Source organism: Streptococcus salivarius (assembly GCF_002094975.1).
GTDB lineage: Bacteria > Bacillota > Bacilli > Lactobacillales > Streptococcaceae > Streptococcus > Streptococcus salivarius_D.
This window is the reverse complement of sequence record NZ_CP015283.1, coordinates 304138-322206: the sequence shown is the minus strand read 5'-3', so window position 1 is coordinate 322206 and position 18069 is coordinate 304138. Positions and strand designations below refer to the sequence as shown.

Genomic DNA, 18069 nt, shown 5'->3' with positions numbered 1-18069 from the left:
AAATCACTAATGGTAGTTAAAGTTGGTATTAACGGTTTCGGTCGTATTGGTCGTCTTGCTTTCCGTCGTATCCAAAACGTAGAAGGTGTTGAAGTTACACGCATCAATGACCTTACAGATCCTACAATGCTTGCACATTTGTTGAAATATGACACAACTCAAGGTCGTTTCAACGGAACTGTTGAAGTAAAAGAAGGTGGATTTGAAGTTAACGGTAAATTCGTTAAGGTTTCTGCTGAACGTGATCCAGAACAAATTGACTGGGCTAGTGACGGTGTAGAAATCGTTCTTGAAGCAACTGGTTTCTTTGCAACTAAAGCAGCTGCTGAAAAACACTTGCACGCTAATGGTGGTGCTAAGAAAGTTGTTATCACTGCTCCTGGTGGAAGCGATGTTAAAACAATTGTATTCAACACTAACCACGATACACTTGATGGTACTGAAACAGTTATTTCAGGTGCTTCATGTACAACTAACTGTTTGGCACCAATGGCTAAAGCATTGCAAGATAACTTTGGTGTTAAACAAGGTTTGATGACTACTATCCACGGTTACACTGGAGACCAAATGATCCTTGATGGACCACACCGTAAAGGTGATTTGCGTCGTGCTCGTGCTGGTGCTGCTAACATCGTTCCTAACTCAACTGGTGCTGCTAAAGCTATCGGTTTGGTTATCCCTGAATTGAACGGTAAACTTGACGGTGCTGCTCAACGTGTTCCAGTTCCAACAGGTTCTGTAACTGAGTTGGTTTCAGTCCTTAACAAAGAAGTAACTGTTGATGAAGTTAACGTAGCAATGAAAGCAGCTGCTAACGAATCTTACGGTTACACTGAAGATCCAATCGTATCTTCTGACGTTGTTGGTATGTCATTCGGTTCATTGTTTGACGCAACTCAAACTAAAGTTCAAACTGTTGATGGACATCAATTGGTTAAAACTGTGTCATGGTACGACAATGAAATGTCATACACTTCACAACTTGTACGTACTCTTGAATACTTCGCAAAAATTGCTAAATAATTCAATAGTATATTAAGAAGAGCTTAGGCTCTTCTTTTTTTGTACCTTGAATATACAATATAAGTGCACAATAAAAACTCATAAGATTTTCTAGTAAAATAGAATTGAACGAACTAGTTACGAAAGGAAATCTTATGAGCTACCATCATTTTACCATAGACGAGCGTGAAAGTATTCTCATTTACCGTACGCAAGGCCTAAATTTTTCTCAAATTGCTAAGTTACTTCATCGTCATCCATCTAGTATTAGTCGTGAGTGGAAGCGGCATCTAAAAGAAGGAAGCTATTCTCCAAGTCATGCACAGGAATCTTACCATATGGCTAAATCACACTGTGGACGAAAACGTATGCTTGAAATAGATCACAATTTAAGCAATACCGTCAAACATCTATTTCTCGATTACCAATGGTCTCCTGAAGAAATAGAAGGTCGGTTGCGAATAGAGTATGGAAAAACTGTTATTAGTTATCAAACAATCTATAGAGCCATTTACAGAGGTCATTTTGATGATAACTCACTATCTCATGGTGCTCGTGGTGTCATTCGTAAACTTCGTCATCGTGGGAAAACACGTCATACTAAAGGTCATGTTGAAAATAGAGGGAAAATATCCATTTCTCATACAATTCACGAAAGACCAGAAGAAGCTAATAATCGAACTAGAATAGGAGATTGGGAAGCCGATACTGTTGCAGGTAAAACTGGAAAAGCTTGTTTAGTTACTCTAACAGACCGTTATTCTCGTTTTCTAAAAATCAAAAAGGTAGCTGTTAAGAAAAGCAAGTTGGTAATAGAAGCTATGGTAAAAATGTTAGAACCCTTGACGAAGTATACAGTAACTCCTGATAGAGGGAAAGAATTCACGTATCATCAGAAATTGAGTGATCAATTGAACATTGAAGTCTATTTTCCTGACCCTCATGCTCCATGGCAACGAGGAACCAATGAGAACACGAATGGATTACTTAGAGAATATTTTCCAAAGGGTAGTGATCTAACATTGGTTGATGATCAGACTATTCAGCTATGGGAGAACAAACTTAATAATAGGCCACGAAAATGTCTTAACTGGAAAACACCTTATGAAGTATTCTATGGGGAAAGTATGCACTTAATTTGACAATTCAAGACAGAAAATAAGGCTCTTTTGAAGCAAGTTAAAGGGCGTTTCAAAAACTGCAATGGCAAATTGCAAACTGGCTAATAGGATTAAACGTGTCCATAATGAGACTGAGGTTTGGTTAATATAGGAAACGAGAGTTTGTTTAAAGGTAAGAAAGAAGAAAAGAGGAATAAGTGTAAGTATGAGGATTATATGTAAATCCTGATTAGCTTTTTTCTGAATTTTATTTAGCTGTTTTTTCATGGATATTCGACCTTTCTATTTAGATTATATGCTAAATGCCTCATACTAGCAATAAGCTAGAAATCCTTCTGATTTTGCTATCTCTTTTATGCATTTTGTGATATAATGAAAACGTATTAAAAAATTAAGGAGTCTGATCAAATGGCTAAATTGACTGTTAAAGATGTTGACTTGAAAGGGAAAAAAGTTCTCGTTCGTGTTGACTTCAACGTACCTGTAAAAGATGGCGTGATTACTAACGATAACCGTATCACTGCTGCCCTTCCAACTATCAAGTACATCCTTGAACAAGGTGGACGTGCAATCCTCTTCTCTCACCTTGGACGTGTAAAAGAAGAAGCTGATAAAGAAGGCAAATCACTTGCTCCTGTAGCTGCTGACTTGGCTGCTAAATTGGGTCAAGACGTTAAATTTATCCCAGGTGTTACACGTGGTGCTGAATTGGAAGCAGCTGTTAACGCTCTTGAAGATGGACAAGTTCTCTTGGTTGAAAACACTCGTTTTGAAGATGTTGATGGCAAGAAAGAATCTAAAAATGATCCTGAACTTGGTAAATACTGGGCATCACTTGGAGATGGTATCTTCGTAAACGATGCATTCGGTACAGCTCACCGTGCACACGCATCTAACGTTGGTATCTCAGCAAACGTTGATAAAGCTGTTGCTGGTTTCCTTCTTGAAAACGAAATTGCTTACATCAAAGAAGCAGTTGAAACTCCAGAACGTCCATTCGTAGCTATCCTTGGTGGTTCTAAAGTATCTGATAAGATTGGTGTTATCGAAAACCTTCTTGCAAAAGCTGATAAAGTTCTTATCGGTGGTGGTATGACTTACACATTCTACAAAGCACAAGGTATCGAAATCGGTAACTCACTTGTAGAAGAAGATAAACTTGATGTTGCTAAAGCTCTTCTTGAAAAATCAAACGGTAAATTGATCTTGCCAGTTGACTCAAAAGAAGCTAATGCATTTGCTGACTACACTGAAGTGAAAGACACTGAAGGTGAAGCAGTAGACCCAGGTTTCCTTGGTTTGGATATCGGTCCTAAATCAATTGCTGAATTCGATAAAGCCTTGACTGGTGCGAAAACAGTTGTATGGAATGGTCCTATGGGTGTATTTGAAAACCCTGACTTCCAAGCTGGTACAATCGGTGTGATGGACGCTATCGTGAAACAACCAGGCGTTAAATCAATCATCGGTGGTGGTGACTCAGCTGCCGCAGCAATCAACCTTGGACGTGCAGATAAATTCTCATGGATCTCTACTGGTGGTGGTGCTTCTATGGAACTTCTTGAAGGTAAAGAACTTCCAGGATTGGCTGCACTTACTGATAAATAAGTCTATTAGAATGAAAAGAGTTGGGAAACCAACTCTTTTTTGTGTTATCTCATTGAGTATTTGTTTGATAGAGGCTAAAACTATTATTGGGAAGTAAATTTCTCTCAAAAAATTGCGATTATTAGTTTGAACTTTACGGCATAATACTGTAGAAGTAGCCAAAAGTTTCATAATCATGTTAAAATAGTAAAATGGGATTGAAATTTGAACCGAAAAAATTTAAATTTGGTATGCGTACACTTAAGACGGGGATTGCTGTCTTTCTAGTTTTAGGTCTTTTTTCTGCTTTAGGCTGGGAAGGGCTTCAGATTGGTTGTTTGACAGCAGTCTTTAGTCTTCGAGAAAACTTTGACAGAAGTATTCAGTTTGGTAAATCACGTATTTTTGCGAATACGGTTGGAGGGCTTTTGTCGCTATTATTTTACTTTGTGAATATGTGGTTTAATCATTCAGTTTGGGTGACCTTGCTATTGGTTCCAATTTTGACAATGCTGACGATTATCATTAATGTGTCCTTTAATAATGCATCTGGTGTTATTGGAGGGGTGGCTGCACTTTTGATTATTACCTTGTCTATTCCACCTGATAATACCTTCACTTATGTTATTGCTCGAGTCTTTGAAACTTTCTGTGGAGTCTTTATAGCAATCCTTGTTAATTATGATTATGGTTGGTTACTTAAACACTTAAAATAAGAATGATAGGGTTCTATTGAACTCTATTTTTTATGTTTTTTTGATAAAATCCTTAAATTAGAGCGAATATACAATATAATGTTCGGGAATTACTCATTGTGTAAGAAAAAGTAACATAAACTGTTGACATGTAGAAATATTCAGAATATAATTGTTAGGAAAGGAGGATGATCATGGCAAGAGAGAAAGAATTAAGGCGTTCTCTAGCTGTTTTTCCGATTGGAACAGTTATGAAATTGACGGATTTAACTGCTCGTCAAATTCGTTACTATGAAGATCAAGGTTTAATTCAACCTGAACGTACAGCTGGAAATCGTCGTATGTACTCATTAAATGATATGGATCGTTTATTGGAAATCAAAGATTTTTTGGATGATGGTTACAATATTGCAGCGATTAAGCATGAGTACGAAGAGCGTGAAGTTCGTGCCCAACAAAAACAAGCGGCTTTAACAGATGCGGACGTTCGACGTATCTTGCATGATGAACTCCTTCAGCAAGGCCGTTTTACGACCCCGTCACAACAATTTGGTAACTTGCGTATCTAATTACGCTTTGAACTTTTATTTTTGGTTTTTATAAAGGAGACCCCTATTATGGCAATCACAGCAGCTGATATTCGTCGCGAAGTCAAAGAGAAGAATGTTACTTTCTTGCGTTTAATGTTCTCTGATATTCTTGGTGTTATGAAGAACGTTGAAATTCCTGCGACAGATGAACAGTTGGATAAGGTACTTTCAAATAAAGCTATGTTTGATGGTTCATCAATTGAGGGATTTGTTCGTATCAACGAATCTGATATGTATCTTTACCCAGATCTTGATACGTGGACAGTTTTTCCTTGGGGTGATGAAAATGGTGCAGTAGCTGGTCTTATTTGTGATATCTATACCTCTGCAGGTGAACCATTTGCTGGTGACCCTCGTGGTAACTTGAAAAAGGCTTTGCGTCATATGGAAGAAGTTGGTTATAAATCATTTAACCTTGGACCAGAACCAGAATTCTTCCTTTTCAAATTAGATGAACAAGGTAATCCTACGCTTGAAGTTAACGATAAAGGTGGTTATTTTGACCTTGCACCAACTGACCTTGCAGACAATACACGTCGTGAAATCGTTAATGTCTTGACAGAAATGGGATTCGATGTTGAAGCATCTCACCACGAAGTGGCGGTTGGTCAACATGAAATCGACTTCAAGTATACAGATGTTTTGAAGGCTTGTGATAATATCCAAATTTTCAAATTGGTTGTTAAGACAATCGCTCGTAAACATGGTCTTTATGCGACATTTATGGCGAAACCTAAATATGGTATTGCTGGTAGCGGTATGCACTGTAACATGTCTCTCTTCACTGAAGAAGGAAATGCATTCTTTGATCCAGAGGATCCACGTGGTATGCAATTGTCTCAAGATGCTTACTACTTCCTTGGTGGTTTGATGAAACATGCATACAACTATACTGCAATTATTAACCCAACAGTGAACTCTTACAAACGTTTGGTTCCTGGATACGAAGCTCCTGTATATATTGCATGGGCAGGTAGCAACCGTTCACCATTGATCCGCGTTCCTGCGTCTCGTGGTATGGGTACACGTTTGGAATTGCGTTCAGTAGACCCAATGGCAAACCCATACTTGGCACTTGCTGTTCTTTTGGAAGCTGGTCTTGATGGTATTATCAACAAGATTGATGCTCCAGATCCAGTTGAAACAAATATCTACTCAATGTCTCCTGAAGAACGTAAAGAAGCAGGTATTATTGATTTGCCATCAACACTTCGTAACGCTCTTAAAGCATTGGAAACAGATGAAGTGGTTCGTCAAGCTTTGGGTAATCATATCTATACTAACTTCCTTGATGCGAAACGTATGGAATGGGCAAGCTATGCTACCTTTGTTTCACAATGGGAAATTGATAACTACTTGGATATTTATTAAGAAATTAAATTTGAAAATCAGGTTATGCCTGGTTTTCTTTTTCTTTTAAATTCATTAAGTTCTTGGACAAATTACGTAGTTTTAACTGAGCTGTTTTCTTTTGTCATATTTCTTTATTCACCCTTAATCGCATTAAAATATGTGAGTGTTAAACTAATTTTATATTAATCTTATTCAGGGGGAAATATGAAAACTACAAAAAAAGTTGCTTTGGTAGCAGCCTCAAGTGCATTATTGCTCGGTCTTACAGTCGCACAAACAGTTAATGCTGATACTTATACAGTTCAAAATGGAGATTCATTCTTCGGGATTGCTAGTCAGTATGGGGTAGATCCTTATCAATTGGCAGCTGAAAATGGCATGACTATTTGGTCAACAATTGTTCCTGGTGGAAGCTTGGAAGTTTCAGGTGCTACGACAGCAGTTGAGGAAACGACAGAAGCTTCTTCTTCAGAGGTAACAGCTACTGATTCAGATGCTACTTGGAATCGTTACCCAGTTGGTCAATGTACATGGGGTGTTAAGGAAGTTGCTCCATGGGTAAGTAACTGGTGGGGTAATGGTGGCGATTGGGCAGGAAGCGCTGCTAGCCAAGGTTATGCTGTAGGTTCAACACCTGTGACAGGATCAATTGTATGTTGGACTGATGGTGGTTATGGTCACGTTGGTTATGTAACACAAGTTGATCAAGATGGTCAAATTCAAATCTTGGAGTCAAATTATCAAGGTCAACAACAAATCAATAACTATCGTGGTTGGTTTGACCCACAAAACTCAACTACACCAGGTTCAGTATCTTACATTTATCCAGGTGCATAAAATGAAAAAAGCGTTATAAACGCTTTTTTTACTTGCTGGAAGGGTTGTGCTCCAGACTGTATTTAAACTTAAAAAATGGTAGCCATCCAGCTACCATTTTTTTATTTATCAGGTGTGAGAATCATTGGAATAATGATTGGTTCACGTTCTGTTTTTTCATATAAGAATGGGCGTAAAGCATTGACGATAGCACCATTAACGGATTGGATGCTAGCATCCTTATTCTTAAGAGCGATACGAATAGCATTGAATAGAATGCGTTGGCTCTCACGGATAAGATCGCCAGATTCACGCATATAGATGAAGCCACGACTGAGGATGTCTGGACCAGCTAGAATCATCTTAGACTTGAAGTCAACAGTTGCTACGGCAAGTACGACACCATCTTCAGAGAGATCACGACGGTCACGAAGAACGGCCGCTCCGATATCGCCAATACCATTACCATCAACGTAGATATCTTGGGCATTGAAGTGACCTGCACGACGAGCAGAGTCTTTTGTTAGGGCTAAGACATCACCATTTTCCATAATGAAGATATTATCTTTTGGAACGCCACAATCAACAGCAAGGCCTGCGTGAACTTTCTGCATGCGGTATTCACCGTGAACAGGCATGAAGAATTTTGGTTTGATCAAACGAAGCATGAGTTTTTGCTCTTGTTGACCACCGTGTCCAGAGGTATGGATATTGTTGATTTTACCGTGGATAACATCGACACCAGCTTCTTGAATAGTATTAATCAAGCGGTTAACGCTAGTTGTGTTTCCTGGGATAGGGCTAGATGAGAAGATAACAGTGTCACCAGGTTGCAGTGTCACTTGGCGGTGCATCCCATTAGCGATACGTGCAAGGGCTGCCATAGGCTCTCCTTGAGAACCAGTACACATGATAAGAATCTCACTGGCATGGTAGTTTTTCATCTCACTAGGGTCAATGATAGTTCCTTTTGGAACTTTGATGTAGCCTAGTTCAACCCCATTGACGATGGCTTTTTCCATAGAACGTCCGAAGACAACAATCTTACGGCCAGTTTTTACAGCGGCTTCGGCAGCTTGTTGCAGACGGAAAATGTTTGAGGCAAATGAGGCGAAGATAATACGTCCGTGGATGCCTTCAATAATTTTCATGATGGATTGACCAACGACCTTCTCGGAATTTGTGAAAGTTGGTACTTCAGCATTGGTTGAGTCTGAGAGGAGGCAAAGGACGCCCTCTTCACCAAGTGCAGCCATACGGTGAAGGTCTGCTGGCTCACCTACTGGGGTGAAGTCAAACTTAAAGTCACCGGTACAAACAATTTTACCTTGAGGTGTATGGATGACAATACCGAGAGGTTCTGGAATTGAGTGAGTAGTGCGGAAGAAGGTCACGCTCATATTTTTGAAAGTAAGCTCTGTATTAGCATTAATTTCATAGAGTTGTGCATCACGAAGTAGTCCGTGTTCTTCCAATTTTCCTTTGATAAGAGCAAGAGCAAGTGGTCCTGCATAAATTGGGATATTTGCCTGTTTAAGAAGGAAGGGGATCCCACCAATATGGTCTTCGTGACCATGGGTAATGACTAGTGCCTTTACACGATCAACGTTTTCAACGATGTGAGAATAGTCCGGGATAACATAGTCGATTCCGAGAAGATCATCCTCGGGGAATTTAATACCCGCATCGACGATGATAATCTCATCTTGGTATTCAATACCATAGGTATTTTTACCGATTTCCCCCAAACCACCAATCGCATAAACCCCAACTTCTTCAGGTTTTAGATTGATTTTTGATGCCATGGTCTTAGAACTCCGTTACTTCAAAAACGCCTGTTTCTTTTTCGTATTCAAGGGCTTTTTCTGAAAGGAGCTCGATGAATTCGATGTTATAGGCAGTGTTTTTTTCGATGATTTGACGAGCTTGGATACGTCCCTCAAGTTCAGTTTCTGCATCGATATCTAGGTAGAGTGATTTTGTCTGTTCACGGCGTGGATTACGCTCTTTAGTTTCTTGGTAAAAGACTTTATAAATCATGGTTTTCCTTTCTTTCCAAAAGGCTCTGCCATTCTATAAAAAAACCGGTCAAGTTAATCTTTCTATGATTTACTTGACGTTATGATATTCACTTTATGAGTAATAGCTAGTAGCCTTGATTCGTTTAACAATTATTATTATTGTACCATAAGATAGGGGCTAGATAAAGAAAATGGCGGAAAAAGTTGGAAAATGTTCGTTTCTGGGAAACAGTGACTTGTGTTATAATAGAAAAGCATAAAAGGAAACAAGGAAAAAAGATGAAAATATTAGCATTTGATACTTCTAGCACAGCTTTATCAGTAGCCTTGTTAGAAGATGAGAAACTAGTGGCAGAGTCAACTGTCACAGTAAAAAAGAACCACAGTATTAGTCTAATGCCAACCATTGATTTTTTAGTTGCTCAGGCAGGCTGGCAACCGTCTGATTTAGAACGTATTGTGGTTGCACAGGGCCCTGGTTCTTACACAGGGCTTCGTGTGGCTGTCGCAACAGCTAAGACTTTAGCCTATGCGCTCGACATTGATTTGGTGGGAGTTTCAAGCCTACAGGCACTGACAGACCTTTCGGTTGACGGTGTTGTGATTCCTATCATGGATGCCCGTCGTAATAATGTTTACGTTGGTTTTTATGAAAATGGTCAGGCCCTCGTCCCAGATTGCCATGCAGCTTTTGTAGATGTTCTGGAGCAAGCTAAAACTTTTGAAAAGGTGACATTTGTCGGTGAAGTGGCTAATTTTGTGGATCAGATTAAAGAAAGCCTTCCAGAAGCAACTATCTTGTCAAGTCTTCCGTCTGCCCAGTTAATTGGTCGTTTAGGCTTGTCCTTGCCTTCTGTTGATGTGGATGCTTTTGTTCCACATTACTTGAAGCGAGTTGAGGCGGAGGAGAATTGGCTTAAGACGCATGAGGAAACTAACCGTGACAACTACATCAAGCGCGTCTAGATTGAGTAGCCAGGAGCAAGCTCAACTGATTTATCAGATTTTGTCGGATGTTTATGACAAGTCTCCGTGGACGATAGAACAAGTGGTAGCAGACTTGGCTTTGGATACGACGGAGTATTTCTATGTTTATGATCAGGAAGAAGTTGTTGGTTTTTTAGCCCTTCAAAATTTGGTGGGTGAGCTCGAGGTGACCAATATCGCCGTTTTAAAAGCTTATCAGGGGCGTGGTTATGCTAGTCAGCTGATGAAGCATTTGGAAGAGCGTAGTGAGCCTATATTTCTAGAAGTGAGGGCTTCAAATCAAGTCGCTCAGACACTTTATAGAAAATTTGGTTTTGAAAGTCTAGGGATTCGGAAAAATTATTATCATGAGCCTCAAGAAGATGCAGTTATCATGAGGCGAGAGGAAGTCTAATGGCAGATAGATATATTTTGGCAGTGGAGAGTTCATGTGATGAGACTTCAGTTGCCGTTTTGAAAAATGAGAAAGAACTTTTAAGTAATATTATTGCCAGTCAGGTGGAAAGCCATAAACGGTTTGGTGGTGTTGTTCCTGAGGTGGCTAGTCGTCATCATGTGGAAGTGGTGACTCTTTGCATTAAAGATGCCCTTTCTGAGGCGGGAATTACTGCTGAACAACTAGATGCTGTAGCGGTAACCTATGGTCCTGGTTTGGTCGGGGCGCTCTTGGTCGGGATGGCAGCGGCTAAGGCCTTCGCTTGGGCACACGGATTGCCTTTGATTCCAGTTAACCATATGGCTGGGCATCTTATGGCAGCGCGTGAGGTTAAAGAATTGGAATATCCCCTCTTAGCACTTTTGGTGTCTGGGGGACACACAGAGTTGGTTTATGTGTCAGAACCGGGGAATTACAAGATTGTTGGTGAGACACGTGATGATGCAGTTGGTGAAGCCTATGACAAGGTCGGGCGTGTGATGGGTTTGACCTACCCAGCTGGGCGTGAAATTGATGAGTTAGCTCATAAAGGGAAAGATGTTTATGATTTTCCACGCGCTATGATTAAGGAAGACCACTTGGAGTTTTCATTTTCAGGCCTGAAGTCAGCTTTCATCAATTTGCATCACAATGCAGAACAGAAGGGAGAAGTTCTAGTCAAAGAAGACCTTTGTGCTTCTTTCCAAGCTGCTGTGTTGGATATTCTCCTAGCTAAGACTAAGAAAGCCTTGGAGCGTTATCCTGTCAAGACACTTGTTGTTGCAGGTGGTGTGGCAGCTAATCAAGGATTACGTGAACGTTTGGCTGAAGAAATCACAGATGTAGATGTGGTTATTCCGCCTTTACGTCTCTGTGGTGACAATGCTGGTATGATTGCTCTAGCAGCCGCTATTGAATGTGATCAAAAACATTTTGCTGAGTTGGACTTGAATGCAAAACCAAGTCTAGCCTTTGCAGGATTTGAAGAATAAGAAGAGCCTCTTACTAGTTTGGTAAGAGGTTCCTTTAGAAAGGAATTGAGTGTGTCTGACTTTCGTTTAGGTGTAAAAGCCGCGGTACCGACAGCTTTAGGCTATGTAGCTATTGGCCTAGCCTTTGGTGTTGTAGCAGCTGCTTCGGGTCTATCAGCCCTTGAGGTTGGCCTCATGTGTGCCTTGGTCTATGGTGGCTCGGCCCAGTTTGCCATGTGTGCCTTAGTAGTTGCAGGAGCTGGTCTAGGTGAGTTAACCTTGACTGTTTTCTTGGTTAATTTGCGTAACATGTTGATGAGTTTACATGCAACGACGATTTTTACAAAAACAAGTCTCTGGAATCAGCTGGGAATTGGTAGTCTGATTACGGATGAAAGTTATGGTGTCTTGTTGGGAGAATATGTGCATCATAAAGATATTCCTGCTAACTGGATGCATGGTAACAATATTTTCAGCTATTTGGTTTGGATTGTATCATCAGTTATTGGTTGTTTGATTGGTTCCATGATTCCTAATCCTGAGCTATTTGGTTTGGATTTTGCTTTGATTGCCATGTTTATTGGTTTGTTGAGTAGTCAGATTGATGCCTTGTTAGGGGAAGGCGTGCGTAAGCTCCTCTTGATTTTACTATCTATTGCTGTGGCTTATCTGAGCTTTAGTGTCATCTTGTCGGAATCTTTGGCTGTTTTAGTGGCTACTTTGGTTGGATGTAGTGTGGGGGTGATGTGTGATGGCCGTCAATAAGTTTATTCTCGTTGCTATTCTACTTGGTTTTTTGGTCAGCTGGGTTCCTCGTGTGCTTCCCTTTGTTTTAGTGAAATACAAGGGGCTACCAGATATCGTTGTTCGATTTTTGCACTACTTACCAGTTTCTATCCTCTTTGCTCTGATTCTCTCTAGTCTCACGACTGAGAAGATTGGTCACTTGCCACAGTTTAAGTGGATGGAAATCCTGGCTACTGTGCCAACGGTAATTGTAGCCTTTAAGAGCAAAAATCTGCTCTATGCAGTAATCGTCGGTATAATATCTATGGCCCTGATTCGTTTCGTATTTTAGCAAATGAAAAGACTTGGAGTTGCTCTTAGTGAGTCGCTTTCCAAGTCTTTTTTAGTTATTGTTAAAAAAGGCAGCAATATCGTCTTCACTGAGCCCAATCATTGGATCTATAGTTGCCCAATTTTCTTCAGTTAAGCGATAGTTTTCTTCTGTTTGCACAGGTTTGTTAACAGACTTATCCACAGGTTGTGAATAAGTGTTAACAAGATCTTGGGATAGATTGATATTTTCCGAAAAGTCTTTGTTTTCAAGGGTTTCTGAGGGATCGTTGTTTTTCGTTTTTGTTTGATCGGGTGCCTCTGTTGCCTCGTTTTTAACAATCTTTTCGACAGACTTATCAACAGCTTGTGTATAAGTTTGTTCAAAACGTTGGATGAGATAAGTATTTCGTTTAGCTCCCTCGTTGCGAACGGCATAATCAAAGGCTGCGATTTCCCCTAACATGACTAGTTTACTCTTGGCGCGTGTGATAGCGGTGTAGATGAGGTTGCGTTGTAGCATACGTCCACTTTGTCGTGTGATGGGAAGGATAACGACTGGGAACTCACTCCCTTGAGATTTGTGGATTGACATGGCATAGGCCAGAGTAATCTTATTCCATTCGTTACGAGGATAGATAACCTCATTGCCATCAAAGGACATGTAAATTTCGTCCTGCTTGCTTTCAGTATATTTATCAGGGATGAGATCAGTAATGATTCCGATATCGCCATTGAAGACATTGAGTTCGGTATCGTTGACCAGATGGAGAATTTTGTCGTTCTTACGGAAGAAAATATCATTAAAGGCAAACTGATTGGCCTTTTCTTGAGGATTAAGTAGGTCCTGCATAATGGTATTGAGATTGTTAATTCCAGCCTGTCCTCGGTACATGGGGGCTAAAATCTGCACATCCTGAGCAGCAATCCCGCTCTTTATAGCGGCAGAGACAATTTTAGGAACCATCTGTGGAATATGGTTGGCATTGGCCTCAAAGTAAGAGCGGTCAGCCTTTTTCTCTGTGAAATCAGCAGGTAGTTGACCTTGGCGCATCTGGCTAGCTAAGGTAACGATGGTGGAGTCCTCGGATTGTCTGAAAATTTTGGTCAGAGAAACCTTAGGCAAGTCATCAATCTGCAAAAGGTCAGCCAAGACCTGGCCAGGGCCTACGGAAGGCAGTTGGTCTTGGTCACCCACAATGATGACTTGGGTTGAATCAGAGATACTTTCAAAAAGTTGATTAGCCAACCAAGTATCAACCATAGAAAACTCATCGATGATAATCAAGTCGCAATCGAGATAGTCCTCCAAGGTCTTGAAATCGTCCTCGCTATTGAGGCCCAAATGTCTATGGATAGTGGCGCTAGGGAGTTGGGTGAGTTCGTTCATCCGACGAGCAGCCCGTCCTGTTGGTGCCGCTAAAATAATAGGCAAATCAGACTTTTTGAGATCTAGACCATGAAGGTCGGTATAAGTTTTAATGATTCCGTTAATAACGGTGGTTTTACCTGTCCCGGGACCACCTGTCAGGATGAAGACCTTGCTTTGTAGGGCTTTGATAATGGCATCTTTTTGAACCTTATCATAAGTAATACCAAGTTCCTCTTCCACCTCTTCAAGACTTGCTTGGATTTTGTCCTCTGCACTGATGTCAGGTTGGTCTTTCATGATACGAGTTAGGTGGGTATAGATGCCCTGTTCCGCAAAATAAAGGGTATTATCAAAGATTTTAGTTTCTATATTTTGCACTTTATCCTCTTGGATGAGATTGGTTAATTCCTTCGCGACTAAGGCGGGGTCAAGTTCAATCTGACGAGCACTTTCCAAAAGGATGATAGTTCGTTCAAGCAAGGCTTTGGCTTCGATATAGGTGTCGCCTTCTTCCATACTGGCTTCTAGCAGACAATGAATCAAGGCAGCTCGTAAACGCTCAGGAGCATCACTAGCAATCCCTAGGCGTTCGGCTAGTTGGTCAGCTATTTTAAATCCGATTCCTTGAACTTCCTCTACCAAGAGATAAGGGTGTTCTTCGATAAGATTGAGCGATTCTTCCTTATATTGGTTGAAAATTTGTGAGGCAGCTTTTGGTGTGAGTCCATAGCTGGAAAGTTTGGACAAGATTTGCTCGGTTCCATAGTTAATTTTTAACTTTGCAACGAAGGCTTCTCGGTTTACCTTTGAAAGGTTAGGAATCTGTTCTAACTTGCTAGGATCCTCGAGAATCTTGTCAATAGGGTCTTCACCATAAATCTCGACAATACGCTCAGCTGTTTTCTTACCAATCCCCTTAAAATTGTCGCTGGCGAAATACTTGATAAGACCGCTGGCAGAAGGTTTTGACCGTTCGTAGCGCGTCATTTGGAGTTGTTCACCATATTTGGGATGATTGGTTAGCTGACCCCAGAAGGTATAATCTTCACCTTCCATGACATCTCCCATGGTTCCTGTAACAATGATTTCATAGTCCTCAAAATCACTGTCTGTTTCGTCAATTTCTAAGAGTAGAATACGGAAAAAATTACTAGCGTTTTCGAAAATGACGCGTTCGATAGTTCCTGAAAAATAAAATTCTTGCATGTGTTTTTCCTAGATACATAATAAGGCTGGGTTTCCCCAACCTTATCTTATTTAGTGTTTTTAGTTGTCCTCAACAGTACCAATTTTATTAAGTGGCCAGAGTGGCCAGAAGCGGAATTTAACTTCCCCTACAAGAGCACTCTTGTCAAAGTAACCAACTACTCGACTATCTTTGGAAACAATACGGTTGTCTCCAAGTAGGAAATATTTGCCTTCAGGAACAGTGACAGAGAAGGTCGTGTTGCCGTCAGCATTGGTTGTAAAAGCCTTGGCATCCTTAGCTAGTTGTTGGAAGTAGCTACTCTTGCTCTTGTCATCGTTGTAAGCATATTCTTTTTGTAGCTTATCCTTGGCAAAGGCAGCTTGGAATTCTTTGAGGTATTCTTCCTTGACTTCTTTACCGTTGACAGTAAGTTTATCATTTTGATAGGTAATGGTATCACCTGGCATACCGATGATACGTTTGACGATTTGTTTCGTCTTACCGTCTTCGACTTCCTTGGCAACGACAATATCGAAGCGTTCAATAGATGTGTGTTTCAAAACGATAACACGTTGATTATTGGCTAGAGTAGGATCCATTGAGTGGCCGTCAACCTGGACAGGGAGCCAAAGGAAGAGGCGAGTCAAAAGGAAAAATGTGATAAAGAGGATAAAGAGTCCCCATTCACGAAGTAAAATGAGGAAGTATTGGGTCCATTTGTTTTTCATAGTTAAGGCCTTTCAGGGTTATTTTAAGCGTTGGTAGGCTTTTTTGGTATTGGCGAAATGATATTTAGCAGTAGCTTGGAGAGCCTGATCTCCGTAGGCTTGAAGAAGCTTAGTTGCGACCTGGTCAGATTTAGCACCAGCACCTGAAGGAAGGGTGTAGCCAACCTCTTGGCTGAGTTTGTCAAGATTTTCCAGGAAGAGATTGCGAGCGATGATAGAGCTCACTGCGACAGCTAAGTATTTCCCCTCAGCCTTTTCTTCTAAAGTAATAGGAAAGTCAAAGCGATTGCGTTCATTCCTGAGGTATTTTTGATAATTTTTCTCACTGGTGAAGGCATCAATGACAATCTTATCTGGTTTAGCACCTGATTGTAACAATAGAAAGATAGCCTGATTGTGGAGAGCTACTTTAACGGACACAGCATTATGACTCTTACCGTCTCCAACCACTTCATTGTACTTTCTAGGCGAAAGAAGGAGTGCCTTGTGAGGAATTTTCTCCTCCAATATAGGTGCAATCTGACGAATCTTGATATCATTAAGATTTTTAGAATCATCGACCCCAAGAGATTTCAAAAAGGCATGGTCAGCCGGGGTAACTAGACTAGCTACAACAGCTAGACCACCAAAATAGGAGCCATTTCCGACTTCGTCTGATCCAATTAGGGCTAGGTTTTGCCCATCAGGTGAATGCTTAGGTTCAGCTTGGTATCCAAAACGGCTAGCCAAGACTTCTGGCTTAGCTCCTTGGAAAGTTACCTTTCCTGAAGTATAGGCGATGACACTTATTCCATCGACCTTGGCTGAAAAACTTGCATAAGGATTTTTAGTCGCAGTCGCATAGTTTGCCAGGTCCTTTTGGAGTGTCGAAATCTGCTCTGCTGTCATTTTTAATACGATTGTGCCCATGAAATCTATTTTAGCACAAAAAAGGAGAATTGGTAGATATTTTACAGACTCGAAATCCCTGAAAATTATTTTTCTAGAGAAGTGCAAAGTCTAAAATTTACGAAAGTTAAAATTTAGGATATAATGATTAGAAAGAGAATGCCTAACCATGCTCTTTTTTCCACAATTAGAGAAAATGGGTTGGCATTTAAGTATCGAACACGCCTCAGAGTAAGTGTCTGAATCTTGCTACCAAATGGCGATATAAAAGCAATAAAATAAGGAGAAGCTGCGGTGGCGAATCCGCGACCACCATTGATTGGCAGCTAACAAGCAAATGGCAAATAAGAACCGTTACAAATTTCATTTTGGAGAGAAGAACCTCACGCTAACAACTGATAAGGACAACCTATTCATGGAAGAGGTGGAGCGTGTTGCCCATGAGAAATATAAAATTATCAAAGAGCAGATGAAAAATGCTGACAATGAAACAATCGCTATCCTAATGGCTATCAATTCTTTGTCAACTCAGTTGGAACGCGAAATTCAAGTTGAAGATATGGAAAAAGAGTTGGAAACGTTGAGAGCTAAGCAACTTGAGCAGCTCAAGGTTAAGGCGACAGCTACAAATGACGATGAGGATGACGCATGATTGGACTCCTTGTCTTAGCCATTATGGCTTGGAATTTCTACATTGGCTACCGTCGAGGCCTCTTTATGCAAGCTTATTACGTGGTTTCAGTCATTATCGCCATGTGTGTGGCGGCCTATTTCTACCGGTCGCTAGGAGAGGCTATCAATCTTTGGGTACCTTATACCAATCCAACCAAGGATGCTAGTATAGCTTTCTTTAAAGATCAGAACATCTTTTCACTTGACCGTGTCTATTATGCGGGTGTTGCTTATTTTGCTATCTACTGTATAGCCTATTATGGCTTACGCTTTCTTGGTATTTTCTTCCATTTTGTGAGAATTGAGCGACTTGATCAAAGACGTTACCAAGTGGTAGGTGGCGTCTTGGCCACCTTAGTGAGTCTTGTGCCTTTGACTATGTTGGGGAATATTCTTGCGACTGTTCCTATGAACAACATTCAAACGCTCTTGTCATCGAGCTGGGTTTTACGTATCTTGATTAATGGTTATTTTCCAGTTAGTCAGATTATCCAGCATTTGTGGACAAGTGTGATATAGAAAATAGAAGTCTTCCTTGATTAAGGGGGACTTTTTTTGTTCTTTGTTTTGGTAGGATATGAAAAAGACCGGACACAAGGTCTCAGT

19 protein-coding genes are annotated in these 18069 nt (G+C 40.6%); 14 read left to right on the top strand and 5 right to left on the bottom strand.

All coding sequences use genetic code 11. From position 1 onward, the window contains the following. The first annotated feature begins 9 nt into the window (after nt 1–9). The 7 genes from gap (at nt 10) to V471_RS01530 (ending at nt 7185) form a co-directional block, all read left to right on the top strand. The gene (gene gap / locus V471_RS01565) at nt 10–1023 is read left to right on the top strand and encodes a type I glyceraldehyde-3-phosphate dehydrogenase (protein ID WP_084871041.1); all 1014 of its coding nucleotides are present in this window, start codon (nt 10–12) and stop codon (nt 1021–1023) included. A 134-nt stretch (nt 1024–1157) separates the two neighbouring features. Beyond that, the gene (locus tag V471_RS01560) at nt 1158–2144 is read left to right on the top strand and encodes an IS30 family transposase (RefSeq protein ID WP_084871040.1); all 987 of its coding nucleotides are present in this window, start codon (nt 1158–1160) and stop codon (nt 2142–2144) included. Nucleotides 2145–2531: 387 nt separating this feature from the next. Next, entirely contained in the window at nt 2532–3731 is a 1200-nt protein-coding gene (locus V471_RS01550) for a phosphoglycerate kinase (protein WP_002884739.1), read from the top strand. Nucleotides 3732–3922: 191 nt separating this feature from the next. Beyond that, on the top strand, nt 3923–4426 hold the full coding sequence (locus V471_RS01545; RefSeq protein WP_049527791.1) for an FUSC family protein: 504 nt from the start codon (nt 3923–3925) through the stop codon (nt 4424–4426). Between the two features lie 173 nt (nt 4427–4599). Continuing rightward, nucleotides 4600–4974, top strand: a complete 375-nt coding sequence (locus tag V471_RS01540) for a MerR family transcriptional regulator (protein ID WP_004183576.1) — start codon at nt 4600–4602, stop codon at nt 4972–4974. Between the two features lie 48 nt (nt 4975–5022). Further along, nucleotides 5023–6366, top strand: a complete 1344-nt coding sequence (glnA, locus tag V471_RS01535) for a type I glutamate--ammonia ligase (protein ID WP_002884322.1) — start codon at nt 5023–5025, stop codon at nt 6364–6366. Nucleotides 6367–6552: 186 nt separating this feature from the next. Next, nucleotides 6553–7185 carry a CHAP domain-containing protein gene (locus V471_RS01530; protein WP_084871039.1) on the top strand — a complete coding sequence of 211 codons (633 nt, stop codon included), beginning with the start codon at nt 6553–6555 and terminating at the stop codon, nt 7183–7185. 101 nt (nt 7186–7286) lie between these two features. Here the strand turns inward: V471_RS01530 and rnjA are convergent, their stop codons facing one another. Beyond that, a complete protein-coding gene (gene rnjA / locus V471_RS01525) occupies nt 7287–8969 on the bottom strand; it encodes a ribonuclease J1 (protein WP_084871038.1) in 1683 nt (560 codons plus the stop codon). 4 nt (nt 8970–8973) lie between these two features. Beyond that, nucleotides 8974–9204 carry a DNA-dependent RNA polymerase subunit epsilon gene (locus V471_RS01520; protein ID WP_002884752.1) on the bottom strand — a complete coding sequence of 77 codons (231 nt, stop codon included), beginning with the start codon at nt 9202–9204 and terminating at the stop codon, nt 8974–8976. A gap of 260 nt (nt 9205–9464) precedes the next feature. Between V471_RS01520 and tsaB the strand changes: the two genes are divergently transcribed. The 5 genes from tsaB to V471_RS01495 are packed head-to-tail and all read left to right on the top strand — an operon-like array spanning nt 9465 to nt 12636. Further along, nucleotides 9465–10151: a tRNA (adenosine(37)-N6)-threonylcarbamoyltransferase complex dimerization subunit type 1 TsaB gene (gene tsaB / locus V471_RS01515; protein ID WP_049527796.1), complete on the top strand. Its 687-nt coding sequence runs from the start codon at nt 9465–9467 to the stop codon at nt 10149–10151. Next, entirely contained in the window at nt 10111–10566 is a 456-nt protein-coding gene (gene rimI / locus V471_RS01510) for a ribosomal protein S18-alanine N-acetyltransferase (protein ID WP_049527800.1), read from the top strand. Before tsaB ends, rimI begins: the two co-directional genes overlap by 41 nt. Further along, nucleotides 10566–11579, top strand: coding sequence for a tRNA (adenosine(37)-N6)-threonylcarbamoyltransferase complex transferase subunit TsaD (tsaD, locus tag V471_RS01505; RefSeq protein WP_049527802.1), 1014 nt, complete (start codon nt 10566–10568; stop codon nt 11577–11579). Before rimI ends, tsaD begins: the two co-directional genes overlap by 1 nt. A gap of 51 nt (nt 11580–11630) precedes the next feature. After that, nucleotides 11631–12323 carry an AzlC family ABC transporter permease gene (locus tag V471_RS01500; RefSeq protein WP_002884750.1) on the top strand — a complete coding sequence of 231 codons (693 nt, stop codon included), beginning with the start codon at nt 11631–11633 and terminating at the stop codon, nt 12321–12323. Continuing rightward, complete coding sequence (locus tag V471_RS01495; protein WP_049527803.1) at nt 12310–12636, top strand: AzlD domain-containing protein; 327 nt, start codon at nt 12310–12312, stop codon at nt 12634–12636. The genes V471_RS01500 and V471_RS01495 overlap by 14 nt, the downstream gene beginning before the upstream one ends. Before the next feature lie 51 nt (nt 12637–12687). On the opposite strand, the gene recD2 is transcribed toward V471_RS01495, so the two are convergent. From recD2 to rnhC, 3 genes are read right to left on the bottom strand one after another with little or no spacing between them, the layout of a single operon-like run. Next, entirely contained in the window at nt 12688–15192 is a 2505-nt protein-coding gene (recD2, locus tag V471_RS01490) for an SF1B family DNA helicase RecD2 (protein ID WP_084871037.1), read from the bottom strand. Between the two features lie 60 nt (nt 15193–15252). Beyond that, nucleotides 15253–15903, bottom strand: coding sequence for a signal peptidase I (gene lepB, locus V471_RS01485; RefSeq protein WP_084871036.1), 651 nt, complete (start codon nt 15901–15903; stop codon nt 15253–15255). A gap of 18 nt (nt 15904–15921) precedes the next feature. After that, complete coding sequence (gene rnhC, locus V471_RS01480) at nt 15922–16812, bottom strand: ribonuclease HIII (RefSeq protein ID WP_037611250.1); 891 nt, start codon at nt 16810–16812, stop codon at nt 15922–15924. A 316-nt stretch (nt 16813–17128) separates the two neighbouring features. Here rnhC and zapA point away from each other — a divergent pair, with 316 nt between their 5' ends. Both zapA and V471_RS01470 read left to right on the top strand, forming a co-directional pair. Beyond that, a complete protein-coding gene (zapA, locus tag V471_RS01475; protein ID WP_004183554.1) occupies nt 17129–17443 on the top strand; it encodes a cell division protein ZapA in 315 nt (104 codons plus the stop codon). Next, the gene (locus V471_RS01470; RefSeq protein ID WP_002884677.1) at nt 17440–17982 is read left to right on the top strand and encodes a CvpA family protein; all 543 of its coding nucleotides are present in this window, start codon (nt 17440–17442) and stop codon (nt 17980–17982) included. The genes zapA and V471_RS01470 overlap by 4 nt, the downstream gene beginning before the upstream one ends. Nucleotides 17983–18069: the final 87 nt, after the last annotated feature.